The 12,673-nt window shown below is 64.2% G+C and carries 14 protein-coding genes; 11 read left to right on the top strand and 3 right to left on the bottom strand.

What is annotated here, in order from left to right:
- Positions 1–4: 4 nt before the first annotated feature.
- Complete coding sequence (locus NKH22_RS14030) at positions 5–391, bottom strand: ester cyclase (RefSeq protein ID WP_023684533.1); 387 nt, start codon at positions 389–391, stop codon at positions 5–7.
- Between the two features lie 280 nt (positions 392–671).
- Here NKH22_RS14030 and NKH22_RS14025 point away from each other — a divergent pair, with 280 nt between their 5' ends.
- The 8 genes from NKH22_RS14025 to NKH22_RS13990 all read left to right on the top strand — a co-directional run bounded on the left by NKH22_RS14025 (position 672) and on the right by NKH22_RS13990 (position 7,839).
- Positions 672–932, top strand: coding sequence for a hypothetical protein (locus NKH22_RS14025; RefSeq protein WP_023670174.1), 261 nt, complete (start codon positions 672–674; stop codon positions 930–932).
- Positions 933–1,014: 82 nt separating this feature from the next.
- Positions 1,015–1,680, top strand: coding sequence for a response regulator transcription factor (locus NKH22_RS14020; RefSeq protein ID WP_352909886.1), 666 nt, complete (start codon positions 1,015–1,017; stop codon positions 1,678–1,680).
- The gene (locus NKH22_RS14015) at positions 1,664–3,082 is read left to right on the top strand and encodes an ATP-binding protein (RefSeq protein WP_023754803.1); all 1,419 of its coding nucleotides are present in this window, start codon (positions 1,664–1,666) and stop codon (positions 3,080–3,082) included. Before NKH22_RS14020 ends, NKH22_RS14015 begins: the two co-directional genes overlap by 17 nt.
- Positions 3,083–3,256: 174 nt before the next feature.
- Positions 3,257–3,700 (top strand): RT0821/Lpp0805 family surface protein, encoded by a 444-nt coding sequence (locus NKH22_RS14010; RefSeq protein ID WP_023687241.1) that lies wholly within the window; start codon positions 3,257–3,259, stop codon positions 3,698–3,700.
- 85 nt (positions 3,701–3,785) lie between these two features.
- Positions 3,786–4,940 carry a c-type cytochrome biogenesis protein CcmI gene (gene ccmI, locus NKH22_RS14005; RefSeq protein WP_352909883.1) on the top strand — a complete coding sequence of 385 codons (1,155 nt, stop codon included), beginning with the start codon at positions 3,786–3,788 and terminating at the stop codon, positions 4,938–4,940.
- A 3-nt stretch (positions 4,941–4,943) separates the two neighbouring features.
- Positions 4,944–5,387, top strand: coding sequence for a cytochrome c maturation protein CcmE (gene ccmE, locus NKH22_RS14000; protein WP_023670179.1), 444 nt, complete (start codon positions 4,944–4,946; stop codon positions 5,385–5,387).
- Entirely contained in the window at positions 5,387–7,378 is a 1,992-nt protein-coding gene (locus NKH22_RS13995; protein WP_023670180.1) for a heme lyase CcmF/NrfE family subunit, read from the top strand. The genes ccmE and NKH22_RS13995 overlap by 1 nt, the downstream gene beginning before the upstream one ends.
- Positions 7,375–7,839 (top strand): cytochrome c-type biogenesis protein, encoded by a 465-nt coding sequence (locus NKH22_RS13990; RefSeq protein ID WP_023670181.1) that lies wholly within the window; start codon positions 7,375–7,377, stop codon positions 7,837–7,839. Before NKH22_RS13995 ends, NKH22_RS13990 begins: the two co-directional genes overlap by 4 nt.
- On the opposite strand, the gene NKH22_RS13985 is transcribed toward NKH22_RS13990, so the two are convergent.
- Both NKH22_RS13985 and NKH22_RS13980 read right to left on the bottom strand, forming a co-directional pair.
- Positions 7,836–8,144: a type II toxin-antitoxin system RelE/ParE family toxin gene (locus NKH22_RS13985; RefSeq protein ID WP_023670182.1), complete on the bottom strand. Its 309-nt coding sequence runs from the start codon at positions 8,142–8,144 to the stop codon at positions 7,836–7,838. The two genes, NKH22_RS13990 and NKH22_RS13985, sit on opposite strands and share 4 nt — an antisense overlap.
- Positions 8,141–8,410 carry a CopG family ribbon-helix-helix protein gene (locus tag NKH22_RS13980; protein ID WP_023670183.1) on the bottom strand — a complete coding sequence of 90 codons (270 nt, stop codon included), beginning with the start codon at positions 8,408–8,410 and terminating at the stop codon, positions 8,141–8,143. Before NKH22_RS13980 ends, NKH22_RS13985 begins: the two co-directional genes overlap by 4 nt.
- Before the next feature lie 191 nt (positions 8,411–8,601).
- Between NKH22_RS13980 and NKH22_RS13975 the strand changes: the two genes are divergently transcribed.
- From NKH22_RS13975 to NKH22_RS13965, 3 genes are all read left to right on the top strand, one after another.
- The gene (locus NKH22_RS13975) at positions 8,602–10,155 is read left to right on the top strand and encodes a Do family serine endopeptidase (protein ID WP_352909880.1); all 1,554 of its coding nucleotides are present in this window, start codon (positions 8,602–8,604) and stop codon (positions 10,153–10,155) included.
- A 254-nt stretch (positions 10,156–10,409) separates the two neighbouring features.
- Positions 10,410–11,084 (top strand): response regulator transcription factor, encoded by a 675-nt coding sequence (locus NKH22_RS13970; protein ID WP_023670185.1) that lies wholly within the window; start codon positions 10,410–10,412, stop codon positions 11,082–11,084.
- 107 nt (positions 11,085–11,191) lie between these two features.
- Positions 11,192–12,667, top strand: coding sequence for a sensor histidine kinase (locus tag NKH22_RS13965; protein WP_023698585.1), 1,476 nt, complete (start codon positions 11,192–11,194; stop codon positions 12,665–12,667).
- The last annotated feature ends 6 nt before the right edge of the window (positions 12,668–12,673 follow it).

Below are 12,673 nucleotides of genomic sequence, written 5' to 3'. Positions count from 1 at the left end.
CAACCTAGATTTGCGCCTGGATCTCGGCCTTGTCGATGACTGACCACACCTCGCGGATGCGACCCTCTCCGAATTCGTAGAAAACATTCTCAGCGAACGACACGCGCTTGCCGTTCACCGGCAGGCCGAACAGCACGCCCTTGGGATGACAGTCGAAATGCAGGCGCGCCGCCACGCGCGGCGGCTGGCAGACCAGCAGTTCGATGTTGAAGCGGAGGTCGGGAATCGCCTCGAAATCGCCTTCGAGCATACGGCGATAACCCGACAGGCCGAGCATTTCGCCATTGTGCTGCACCTCGTCGCCGACAAAGTCTCCAAGTTTCGCCCAGTCCTGGGCATTCAGGCAAGCGATATAGCCCCGGTAAAGGTCGGCAAGGTCTTTATCCGTCATGGCGCACTCCGATGATTTGGCGTTTCCCGCGCTATTTAGGGCGGCCCTTCAGAATGGTCTCGCCTTGACCTGTTCCCAATCTGGCTGCGAATTGAGAACCTGCGCGCAAACACCATAGCCGCGCAGCCGGTTTTCCGGTTATGAATCCATTGCCCGGTCTGAGGGACTGGGCGGTAGGATCGCATTCATTCGTTGCGCGCGCAGGGGGTATTGCGGGGATGGATTTTCACCCGTTCACCGTTCATTTCACGTTCAGCACAGTTGCGTTACAACGCCGACCATGAAAACGCTTCGCTCTCATGTCAGAACCGCGATACTGGCGCTCACAGCGGCCGGCCTGTTGGCGTCGCAAGCGACGCCGGCAGCCGCGGCGGATTGCTACGCGATCGGCCAGCAGGTTGCCGAGCAGAATGGCGGCACGCTGGCCAAGGCTTCGCAGACGACGCGTGGCGGCCAGGAGGTCTGCGTCATCGTCGTGCTTGTGCCGGGCAAGGACGGCCAGCGTCCGCGCCGTTCCGAGATCGTCGTCCCGGCGAACTGATCCAATCTTCCCTCTTGCAGGGCTCGTTTCCCAGACCACCGGAATCGGCCTATATCTGACCCATCAACAGGCCTGACCGATCATGCGCGTACTCGTCGTAGAAGATGACAAGGATCTCAACCGGCAGCTGGCCGACGCGCTGGTCGATGCCGGCTATGTCGTCGACCGCTCCTATGACGGCGAGGAGGGGCATTTCCTCGGCGACACCGAGCCCTACGATGCCGTCGTGCTCGACATAGGCCTGCCGCAGATGGACGGCATCAGCGTCGTCGAGCGCTGGCGCCGCAACGGCCGCAAGTTGCCGGTGCTGATCCTGACAGCGCGCGACCGCTGGAGCGACAAGGTGTCGGGCATCGATGCCGGCGCCGACGACTATGTCACCAAGCCGTTCCACATCGAGGAGGTGCTGGCCAGGGTGAGGGCGCTGATCCGCCGCGCCGCCGGCCATGCCTCGTCCGAGCTCACTTGCGGGCCGCTGCGCCTCGACACCAAGGCCTCCAAGGCCGATGTCAACGGCGTGCCGCTGAAGCTGACCTCGCATGAGTTCCGCCTGCTGGCGTATCTGATGCACCATATGGGCGAGGTGGTGTCGCGCACCGAGCTGGTCGAGCATCTCTACGACCAGGATTTCGACCGCGATTCCAACACCATCGAGGTCTTTGTCGGCCGGCTGCGCAAGAAGATGGGCATCGACATGATCGAAACCGTGCGCGGCATGGGCTATCGCATGCGTGAGCCGGAGGCGTAAGGCGGAACCGCTCCCCATACCAGCAAGGAAGCCTTTTTCGGCGCGGCTCTGGCCGCGCTCGCTGGCCTTCCGCGTCATCGGCTTTTCCACGATCTGGGCGATCCTCACCCTGATCGTCATCTTCACTCTGATCACCACGCTCTACCGCCAGGCCAGCGAGCGCGGCTTCGACAGCCTGCTGTCGGCGCATCTGTTCAATCTGATCGGCTCGGTCGGCGTTTCCGAATCCGGCCAGCTCACCGGTGCTCCCGACCTTGGCGACCTGCGCTTCTCGGAGCCGAATTCGGGCTGGTACTGGTCGGTGGAGCCGGCTTCCGAAGGTGTGCACGGCAACCTTCATTCGTCCTCGATGACCACGACGATCCCGTCGCCGACCGTCGCCGAGGTGCCGTTCAATTCGAGCTTCCAGCGCAGCTACTCCACCGACGGTATCGGCGACGAGCAGCTCGAAGTGTTCGAGAGCGAATTCGTGCTCGACGCCAAGAACCGCGCCGCGCGCTTCCGCGTGATGGGCAACAAGACCGAGCTCGAACAGGAGATCGCCACCTTCCAAGGCCGATTGCTGACCTATCTCAGCCTGTTCGGCGTCGGCATGATCGCCATCAATGCGATCGCTATCCTGCTCGGCCTCCAGCCCTTGCGCCGGGTTCGCAACGCGCTTGCCCAGGTGCGCGAAGGCACGGCGCAGCGGCTCGATGGCCGGTTTCCCGCCGAGATCGAGCCGCTCGCCAACGAAACCAATGCGCTGATCGAAAACAACAAGCGCATCGTCGAGCGCTCGCGTACGCAGGTCGGCAACCTCGCCCATTCGCTGAAGACGCCGCTCGCAGTTTTGATCAACGAGGGCCGGGCGCTCGGCGGCGCCAAGGGCCAGCTCATCGCCGACCAGGCCGCCTCGATGCAGAAGCAGGTCGACCATTATCTGCAGCGGGCTCGGGTCGCCGCGCAGCGCGACAGCGTCGTCTACCGCACGCCGGTGACCCCGCTGGTGCAGCGCATGGTGCGCGTGCTGCAAAAACTCAAGCCTGATGTCAGCCTGTCGCTTACGCTGCCGGCGGCCGACATCGTCTTTGCTGGCGAGCGCGAGGATTTGGAGGAACTGGTCGGCAACCTCCTCGACAATGCGATGAAATGGGCAAGGAGCACTGTTGCCGTATCCGTCACGCCGGCCGCAGCCGGCCTGTTCGAGCTATCGATCGAGGATGACGGTCCCGGCATCCCCGAGGACAAGGCCCGCGATGTCTTGAAACGCGGCCGGCGCCTCGACGAGACAAAGCCGGGAACCGGGCTCGGACTTGCCATCGTTGCCGACCTCGTCAACGAGTATGGCGGGGCGCTGGCGCTGGAACGCTCCACGATGGGCGGGCTGAAGGCGGTTGTGCGCTTGCGGAGCTTGCAATGATGTACTGCCCAGGGCCAATCGACACGGCCGAATGCCTGTGTTATGGCGGCCCCTCGATTGCGCAAAAGCCGTTAAGAACGGCCAAATTTCCGACAAATATCAATAGTATGACGTCCTGACGCCTCCGATGACGCGGCCCCCAGCGCATCCCGTTCAAGAAAACCGGTTGTTGGCATGAAGATTCGCGTTGCGCTCGTTTCCGCACTGCTCGCTCTTTCCGGCTGCGGAACGCTGGGCAAGGGCAGTGGCCCGGATATCTCCATCACCAACCCGCCCGCGTCGCCTCCTTCAGGGGCCAAAGTCGCGACGACGATCATCTCGGCCATGGCCGGCGGGCTCGTCGGCGGATCGATCGGCAGCGGCCTGAACAGCACCGAGAAGCGCAAGGCGCTCGAGGCGGAATACAAGGCGCTCGAATATACGGCGAGCGGCCAGAAGGTGACGTGGAAGAGCGACAGTTCGGCTCATTCCGGCGAAGTCGTCGCGGCCCAGCCCTACCGCGTCGGCTCGCAGGATTGCCGCCAGTACACCCATACGGTGTTTACCGGCACGGCCGGCCAGACCGCGCGGGGCACCGCATGCCGCAACGCCGACGGCAGCTGGACGCCGCTGACCTGAACATTGGGCCGGGGCCGGAATCCCGTCAAAGCGTCGCAGCACCCTCATGTTGTGAGAGCAGGGCTCTCGCTCTATTGGAAGAACCATGCTGTTCTGGGTCATAGCCGCACTCCTCACGCTGGGCGCAAGCCTGGCGGTGCTGCTGCCGCTGACCAGCGGCGGCAAGGGCGCTCCGACCAGCAGCGACCATGATCTCGAAGTCTATCGCGACCAATTGGCCGAGCTTGAGCGTGACGCCGCGCGCGGCCTGATTCAGCCGGCCGAAGCCGAGGAGGCGCGCACTGAGATCGCCCGCCGCATCCTTCGCCTGGGAGATGTTGGTCAAGCCAATGTCGGTCAAGCCGATGCACTTGGCGCGCGGCAGCCGTCGAGGGCGGCCAGGTTGATGGCAACATCAGCGGTGCTGGTGGTCCCGCTGCTCAGCTGGGGCCTGTACAGCCAGCTCGGCTCGCCGGATCTGCCGTCGCAGCCGCTCGCCGAACGGCTGGCCAAGAATCCGGCCGATAGTTCGGTCGACGAGTTGGTGGCGCGCGCCGAGGCCCATCTTGCCGCCAACCCTGGCGATGGACGCGGCTGGGACGTGCTCGCCCCGATCTATCTGCGCCTGCAGCGCTTTCCCGATGCCGTGACCGCCTATCGCAATGCCATCCGCCTCGATGGCGACACGGCTGCCCGCGAGGCCGGTCTCGGCGAAGCGATCGCCAATGCGGCCGGCGGCATCGTTTCGGCCGATGCGCAATCCGCTTTCGAACAGGCGCTAAAACTCGACCCGGGAAACGCGAAAGCCTCGTTCTATTTGGCGATGGCGCTGGCCCAGGAAAGCCGCATACCCGAGGCAACCACGGCTTGGCAGAAAATGCTCGATACCCTGCCGCAGGATTCGCCATGGCGCGGAGCTGTCCAACGGGCACTGGCCGAGGCCGCCAACCGCAGCGTCGCGTCAGGAGAGCCCGCCAAAGGCCCCGACGCCGCAGCCGTCGATGCCGCCTCGTCGATGGCGCCGCAGGACAGGCAGGCCATGATCGAAACCATGGTCGCCGGCCTCGACGAAAAATTGCGGCAAAATCCGCGCGACGAGGAAGGATGGATGCGGCTCATTCGTTCCTATGTTGTGCTGGGCAAGGCCGACCAGGCGCGCGACGCGCTGCATCGCGGTATTGCCGTGTTTGGCGCCGACAGTGAGGAAGCGAAGAAATTCGCCGCCTTCGCCGCCTCGCTCGGCCTGACGGCGACGGAGTAGGACATGACGCGCAAGCAGAAGCGATTGTCGGTGATTGTCGGAGGTCTTGCCTTCCTCGGCGCCGCCACCGGGCTGACCTTCTATGCGTTGGGCCAGAAAGCGTCCTATTTCTATATGCCCGCCGATCTGACCACCGCCAGCTTGCAGCCGGGACAGCGCATCAGGCTCGGCGGCCTCGTCGAAAAGGGCACGGTCGTGCGCGGGCAGGGCGCGACGGTTGCGTTCTCGGTCACCGACACGCACAAATCGGTCAAGGTCAGCTATACCGGCATCCTGCCCGATCTGTTCCGCGAGGAGCAGGGCGTCATCACCGAAGGCAGCTTTGGCGCCGACGGCGTTTTCGTCGCCGACAGCGTGCTGGCCAAGCATGACGAGCGCTACATGCCCAAGGAAGTCGCTGACGGGCTGAAGGCCAAGGGCGTGTGGCAAGAGAGCAAGAGCCAGTAATGGTTGAGACCGGACACTTCGCGCTCGTCCTCGCCTTCGTGCTGTCGCTGGTGCAGACGCTGGTGCCGCTCATCGGCGCCCGTACCGGCAACCAGAGGCTGATGGCTGTCGGCGGTCCCGTCACGGTCACCGGCTTCGCGCTCACGGCGCTATCGTTCGCAGCACTCGCCGGCGCCTATGCAAGTTCCGATTTCTCGGTGGCGAGCGTGTGGGAAAACTCGCATTCGCTGCAGCCGCTGATCTACAAGATCACCGGAACCTGGGGCAATCACGAAGGCTCGATGCTGCTCTGGGTGCTGATCCTGACCTTCTTCGGTGCGCTGGTCGCCGTCTTCGGCTCCAATTTGCCGGCGACGCTGCGCGCCAATGTGCTGGCCGTGCAAGGGGCGATCGGCGCCACCTTCTTCCTGTTCATCCTGGCGACATCCAATCCGTTCACCCGGCTCAATCCGGCGCCGATCGAGGGCCGCGATCTCAACCCGGTCCTGCAGGATCTTGGCCTCGCCATCCATCCGCCGCTGCTCTATCTCGGCTATGTCGGGTTCTCCATCTGCTTTTCCTTCTCGGTCGCCGCCCTCATCGAAGGCCGCATCGATGCCTCCTGGGCGCGCTGGGTGCGGCCGTGGACGCTGGTCGCCTGGATGTTCCTCACCGGCGGCATCGCGATGGGCTCCTACTGGGCCTACTACGAGCTCGGCTGGGGCGGCTTCTGGTTCTGGGATCCGGTCGAAAACGCCTCCTTTATGCCGTGGCTGGCCGGCACGGCTCTTCTGCATTCGGCGATCGTCATGGAGAAGCGTTCGGCGCTCAAGATCTGGACGCTGCTGCTTGCCATCCTCACCTTCTCGCTGTCGCTGCTCGGCACCTTCCTGGTGCGCTCCGGCGTGCTGACCTCGGTGCATGCTTTCGCCACCGATCCGACCCGCGGCATCTTCATCCTGTGCATTTTGACGCTGTTCATCGGCGGCTCGCTGGCCCTGTTTGCGCTGCGCGCCTCGCGGCTGACGGCCGGCGGCCTGTTCCACCCGATCTCGCGCGAAGGCGCGCTTGTCCTCAACAATCTGTTCCTGACCACGGCCACGGCCACCGTGCTGGTCGGCACGCTCTATCCGCTGGCGGTCGAAGCGCTTTCGGCCGGCAAGATCTCAGTCGGCGCCCCCTTCTTCAACCTGACATTCGGCCCGCTGATGGTGCCGCTGCTGGTCGTGGTTCCGTTCGGGCCGCTGCTAGCCTGGAAGCGCGGTGACCTCTATGCCGTCGCCCAGCGCCTGATGGCGGCTTTCGGCGCCGCTCTCCTGGCGATGCTGGTCACCGGGCTGTTCATCGACGGCGCGTCGGTGTTCGCCGCCCTTGGTGTCGGCCTCGCCTGCTGGCTGGTCTGCGGCGCGCTCACCGACCTCGCCGTCAAGTCCGGCTTTGGCAATGTGTCGCACGCCATCATGCTGCGCCGTTTCGCCGGCCTGCCGCGTTCGGTGTTCGGCACTGCACTTGCCCATCTCGGCCTCGGGCTGACGACGCTCGGCATTGTCGGCACGCTGTGCTTCGGCACCGAAAGGATACTGTCGATGCATGCCGGCGAGAGCGTCGAACTCTCCGGCCACACGCTGCGTTTCGACGGCCTCTTCCCGGCGCAGGGTCCGAACTACAGCGAGCAGCGCGGCCGCTTTTCCCTGATCGGCGCCGATGGCGGCGTTTCAGCCGAAATCACCTCGGCCAAGCGCTTCTTTCCGGTGCGGCAGACGACGACGACCGAATCCGGCATCGAGACGATCGGCTTCAGCCAGCTCTATCTGTCGCTGGGCGATGAAGGCACCGATGGATCCGTCGTGGTGCGCCTGTGGTGGAAGCCGCTGGTGACGCTGATCTGGGGCGGAGCTCTGGTGATGATGGCGGGAGCCGCAATGTCGCTGCTCGACCGTCGCCTGCGGGTTGGCGCACCCTCGCGCCGCCGCAAGCAGGCAGCCTCCATGCCGTCGGCAGGCGCGCCGTGAGCACCAGGTTCTCGTTGGCCTCGCTCACCCTGCTTCTGGCGCTGCTGTTTGCCGGCGCGGCGCAAGCGGTGAAACCGGACGAGGTTCTCACCGATCCGGCGCTCGAGGCGAGGGCGCGGCTACTGTCGGAAGGCCTGCGCTGCATGGTCTGCCAGAACCAGTCCATCGACGAATCCGATGCAGACCTCGCCCGCGACCTGCGCATCCTGGTGCGCCAGCGCCTGGTTGCCGGCGATACCGACCAGCAGGTGATGGACTATATCGTGTCGCGCTACGGCGAGTTCGTGCTGTTGAAGCCGCGCTTCAGCCCGCGCAACGCCTTGCTTTGGGGCACGCCGGTGCTTCTGCTTCTGGTCGGCGGCATTTTCATTGTGCTGACCACACGCTCCCGCCGCTCGTTGGCAACCAAGGCGCTGAGCGCCGAGGAACAGGCGGCGCTGGACAAGATGCTGAGCGACTAGCTCGGCCATTCCTCCAAAGGCCAGTCCCGCGACGTGTGGATGGCGCGCAGGATAACAATGCTCTGACGGCCGGCGATCAGGCGCAATTCATAGGCAATGATGTAGGGCAGGCGGCCGATGGGCTTCTCATAAGTGCCTGTTACCCGGCCAGGTCGGCCCGTCGCCATATCACCAAGGCCCCGGCCCATTTCACGGATACGGTCCGCGAGGCGTCGGGCGGCGGCAGGATTGTCCTGAGCGATAAAGGCAACTTGCTGCGTGAGATCGTCCAGCGCTTCTCGCGACCAGGTGACGAACCGCTTCACGCCTTGCCTGCGCGCCTAGCTTTCGCTGCTTCGATCACCGCGTCGACCTCCGCCATGGCGTCGTCGTGGGGCACGACGCGGCCAGCCTCTGCGTCGGCCATGCCACGTTTTATGCCTTCGATGATATCCAGCTCGCGATCGACATAGGCTGAGACCGCCTCGGCGGCGAGGAACGATTTACTACGCCTGGTATCGGTAGCGATCTGCTCCAGCTTCAGCTTGGTCTCGGACGAGACTCGAATGGTCATGGTGGTGCTTGCTGTCATTGTGAAAGCCTTGTGCTGAGTTGTGTACACCATAGGGCAGCAGGCGAGCGCAACCAAGCGATTTGTGCGACCGCCCAACATTACAAAACTTTCATGCACCGGAAATGGCGCCGTAATGTGCGCCTCTCTATTTCTCTTGTCCGAGGATGCTCTGCCTGAGCCGCATCCAGTGAAAAGAGGATACGAGACCCATGACTATCGCCCCCAACCCATATTCCCGCACCCGCCAGCGCCTGTTGGCCGCCGCCGCTTCGCTGGCCATTGCCGGCGGCATCGGTTTCGGCGCCGTTGCCACTGGTACAGCTCCCGTTCTGGCCGATGCCGTGCGGGTCGAAGCGCCGCAGGTACCGGGCTTTGCCGATGTCGTTGAGCGCGTTTCGCCGGCCGTGGTCAGCGTCAAGGTCAAGGCCAAGATCGAGCCTGCCGCCGATGACGGCTCCGACCAGTCCGACGATCCGGACGGCATGAACAACCTGCCCGACAATCCGCAGCTGCGCCAGTTCTTCAAGCAATTCCGCGGCTTTGGTGATCAGAACGGCCATGACGGCGGCAATCGTCGCTTCAGCCACCGCGACCATAACAACGACCAGCCGCGTCCGGTGGCGCAGGGTTCTGGCTTCTTCATCTCCGATGACGGCTATCTCGTCACCAACAACCATGTCGTCGAGGAAGGCTCCGCCTTCACAGTGGTAATGAATGACGGCAAGGAGCTTGACGCCAAGCTGATCGGCACCGATCCGCGCACCGATCTGGCAGTGCTCAAGGTCGATGGCGTCGGCAAGTTCACCTATGTCGATTTCGCCGACGATTCCAAGGTTCGCGTCGGCGACTGGGTGGTGGCCGTCGGCAATCCGTTCGGCCTCGGCGGCACCGTCACCGCCGGCATCGTCTCGGCTCGTGGCCGTGATATCGGCGCCGGTCCCTACGACGACTTCATCCAGATCGACGCCTCGGTCAACCGCGGCAATTCGGGCGGCCCGACCTTCAACCTCAACGGCCAGGTCGTCGGCATCAACACCGCGATCTTCTCGCCGTCGGGCGGAAGCGTCGGCATCGCCTTCGACATTCCGGCCTCGACCGCCAAGCAGGTGGTGCAGGATCTGATGAAGAGCGGCTCGGTGCAGCGTGGCTGGCTCGGCGTCGAAATCCAGCCGGTTACATCGGACATAGCCGAATCGCTGGGCCTGAAGTCGCAGAACGGGGCTCTGGTTTCGGGCGCCCAGGACGGTGGCCCCGGCAAGAAGGCCGGCATCACCGCCGGTGACGTGATCACCCAGGTCGAAGGCAAGGACGTCGCATCGCCGAAGGAACTGGCTCGTCTGATCGGCGCCTACCCACCCGGCAAGTCGGTCGACGTCACGGTGTGGCGCGACGGCAAGAGCCAGACCATCAAGGTCGATCTCGGCACGCTGCCATCCACTGACAAGCAGGCCTCGGCCGACCCGCAGCAGCCCGCGGCACCGGCAAAGCCCGCCGCGCTGGCCGATCTCGGCCTCACCGTCACCAAGTCGGAAAACGGCAAGGGCCTGGTGGTGACCGATGTCGATCCCGACAGCGATGCCGCCGACCGCGGCATCCAGCCCGGCGATGTCATCACCTCGGTCAACTCGACGGAGGTGAACGGCACCGAAGACGTCGCCAAGGCGATGGCCGATGCGGTCAAGTCCGGCCGCAAGGCGGTGCTGATGCAGATCACCCGCGACGATTCAAACCGCTTCGTCGCGCTGCCAGTCGCCAAAGGCTGACATCACACAGTTTCCAGTGCGGCGGTTTCAACACCCCCGAGCCGCCGCACGGGAAGCAAGGGGCCGAACGCGTTAGTCAGTCATCGTGTTCTGCCCCCGGCGGCAGCGGGCCCCCATCGCCCGCTGCCGCTCTAACAGCGAAGCATGTCGCCCAAAAGTGCACGGCGGTTTTGGCAAAACGACATGCTTGAACGAAAGCTTTTGCGCTCATGGCGGCCCCTCAATCTTCCGGAGAAATCGCGTATAACGGCTCTATGAAGATTCTCGTCATAGAAGACGATCGCGAGGCGGCCGACTATATGCAGAAGGCCTTTGCCGAGGCTGGGCACACCGCCCATGTCGCCGGCGACGGCGAAACCGGCTTTGCGCTGGCCGATGCCGGCGACTATGACGTGATGGTCGTCGACCGCATGATGCCACGCCGCGACGGGCTCTCCGTCATTGCCGGCCTGCGCTCGCGCGGCAACACCACGCCGGTGCTGATCCTGTCGGCGCTGGGCGAAGTCGATGACCGCGTCACCGGTCTGCGCGCCGGCGGGGACGACTATCTGACCAAGCCCTATGCCTTTTCCGAATTGCTCGCCCGCGTCGAGGTGCTGAACCGCCGCGCCAGCGCCAGGGAGGCCGAAACCGTCTACCGGGTCGGCGATCTCGAGCTTGACCGGCTGTCCCATTCGGTCAAGCGCGCGGCGCGCGAGATCACGCTGCAGCCGCGCGAATTCCGCCTGCTCGAATATCTGATGCGCCATGCCGGCCAGGTGGTGACGCGCACCATGCTGCTCGAAAATGTCTGGGACTATCATTTCGATCCGCAGACCAACGTCATCGACGTTCACGTCTCGCGCCTGCGTGGCAAGATCGAGAAGGGTTTCGACAAGCCGATCCTGCATACGGTTCGCGGCGCCGGCTATATGCTGAAGAGCGGCTAGAGCATGATCCCAAAAAGTGGGTACCGGTTTTTGGAGAAGATCATGCTCCAACAAAGGGGTAGGTCATGGTGAGATTTCAGCCAAATCTCATCATGAGCTAGAACTCGATGGCCCTTTCCCTGCCGGCCATCATGAGGACGACGGCGGCGCGGCTTTCAGCGCTTTATTTCCTGCTTTTCGCGCTATGTGCCGTGTTGCTGGTCTTCTACATGACGTCGTTGTCGGCCCGCATGCTGACCGGCCAGACCCAGCAGACCATCAATGACGAGGTGCTCGGCCTCGCCCGTGCCTATCAGAGCGGCGGCCTGCCGCGGCTGGTGCGCGTCGTCGAGCAGCGCTCGCGCCAGCCCGGCGCCAACCTCTATCTCATTGCCGACGTCAACGGCCAGATCCTCACCGGCAACGTGCAGAGCCTGGCACCGGGGGTGCTCGAGACCGATGGCTGGACGACCGAACCCTTCTCCTATCGCCGTTTCGGCGAAGGTGAGCTCGAACGGCAGCGCAACCAGGCTGCCGACCCGAACGGCGCGCAGCCCGGCGAGACCGAAATTCCGTCCGAGGGCGAGAAGGGCCACAACGCCATCGCGCTGGTGCTGCGGCTGCCCAACCAGATGATCATGCTTGTCGGCCGCGATCTCGGCGAACCCGAGCGCTTCCGCGCCGTCGTTCGCCGCGCCCTGATGCTGGCGCTGGGCATGATGGGACTGGGCGGGCTGCTGATCTGGTTCCTTGTCGGCCGCGCCGCGCTGAAGCGCATCGACAGCGTCTCGGAGGCAAGCCGCCGCATCATGGGCGGCGATCTCACGGGACGGCTGCCGGTGACCGGCGCCGGCGATGAGTTCGACCGCCTGTCGGAAAACCTCAACACCATGCTGGCCAGGATAGCGACGCTCAACGAAGGGCTGAAGCAGGTCTCCGACAACATCGCCCATGATTTGAAGACGCCGCTGACCAGACTGCGCAACCGCGCTGAGGCGACACTTTCGGGCAAGCACAAGACCACCGACTACCGGCAGGCGCTGGAAGGCACCATCGCCGAATCCGACCAGCTGATAAAAACCTTCAACGCCATCCTGATGATCTCCAGGCTGGAGGCCGGCTATTCCTCGGAGAGCACCAGCAAGGTCGATCTCGCCGCCGCGGTGCATGACGTTGTCGAGCTTTATGAGCCGGTGGCGGAGGAGGCTGGCGTGGTGCTTGAAACTGCCGCGAACGGGAATATTTCCGTCGATGGCAACCGCGAGCTGATCGGCCAGGCACTGTCGAACATCGTCGACAACGCCATCAAATACTCGACCGATGCGACGGAAAAGCCTGCCGTGCGCGTAGCCCTGCAGCGCGTCGGTCACGAAATCCGCCTTTCCGTTTCCGACAATGGCCATGGCATCCCCGACGATGCCGACCGCGCCAGGGCGACCGAGCGCTTCGTGCGGCTGGAAAAGAGCCGCTCGCAGCCGGGATCCGGTCTTGGCCTCAGCCTCGCCAAGGCGATCATGACTTTTCACAATGGCCGGCTTGAACTTCTGCCTGCCAATCCCGGATTGTCCGTTATCATGAGCTTCCCGGCGCGGGAGGACCATTGATGGCGG

The sequence above is a fragment of the Mesorhizobium sp. M1252 genome (assembly GCF_040318265.1).
Taxonomy (GTDB): Bacteria; Pseudomonadota; Alphaproteobacteria; order Rhizobiales; family Rhizobiaceae; genus Mesorhizobium.
The sequence above is the reverse complement of the archived record's forward strand: the minus strand, read 5'-3'. Positions and strand labels throughout refer to the sequence as shown.

Excerpts from the sequence above, each read along its gene's own strand:
- ccmI (WP_352909883.1), top strand. The coding sequence starts at position 3,786 with ATGCTGTTCTGGGTCATAGCCGCACTCCTCACGCTGGGCGCAAGCCTG.
- NKH22_RS13965 (WP_023698585.1), top strand. The coding sequence starts at position 11,192 with ATGGCCCTTTCCCTGCCGGCCATCATGAGGACGACGGCGGCGCGGCTT.
- ccmE (WP_023670179.1), top strand. The coding sequence starts at position 4,944 with ATGACGCGCAAGCAGAAGCGATTGTCGGTGATTGTCGGAGGTCTTGCC.
- NKH22_RS14030 (WP_023684533.1), bottom strand. The coding sequence starts at position 391 with ATGACGGATAAAGACCTTGCCGACCTTTACCGGGGCTATATCGCTTGC.
- NKH22_RS13975 (WP_352909880.1), top strand. The coding sequence starts at position 8,602 with ATGACTATCGCCCCCAACCCATATTCCCGCACCCGCCAGCGCCTGTTG.
- NKH22_RS14020 (WP_352909886.1), top strand. The coding sequence starts at position 1,015 with ATGCGCGTACTCGTCGTAGAAGATGACAAGGATCTCAACCGGCAGCTG.
- NKH22_RS13995 (WP_023670180.1), top strand. The coding sequence starts at position 5,387 with ATGGTTGAGACCGGACACTTCGCGCTCGTCCTCGCCTTCGTGCTGTCG.
- NKH22_RS14010 (WP_023687241.1), top strand. The coding sequence starts at position 3,257 with ATGAAGATTCGCGTTGCGCTCGTTTCCGCACTGCTCGCTCTTTCCGGC.
- NKH22_RS14025 (WP_023670174.1), top strand. The coding sequence starts at position 672 with ATGAAAACGCTTCGCTCTCATGTCAGAACCGCGATACTGGCGCTCACA.
- NKH22_RS13970 (WP_023670185.1), top strand. The coding sequence starts at position 10,410 with ATGAAGATTCTCGTCATAGAAGACGATCGCGAGGCGGCCGACTATATG.
- NKH22_RS13980 (WP_023670183.1), bottom strand. The coding sequence starts at position 8,410 with ATGACAGCAAGCACCACCATGACCATTCGAGTCTCGTCCGAGACCAAG.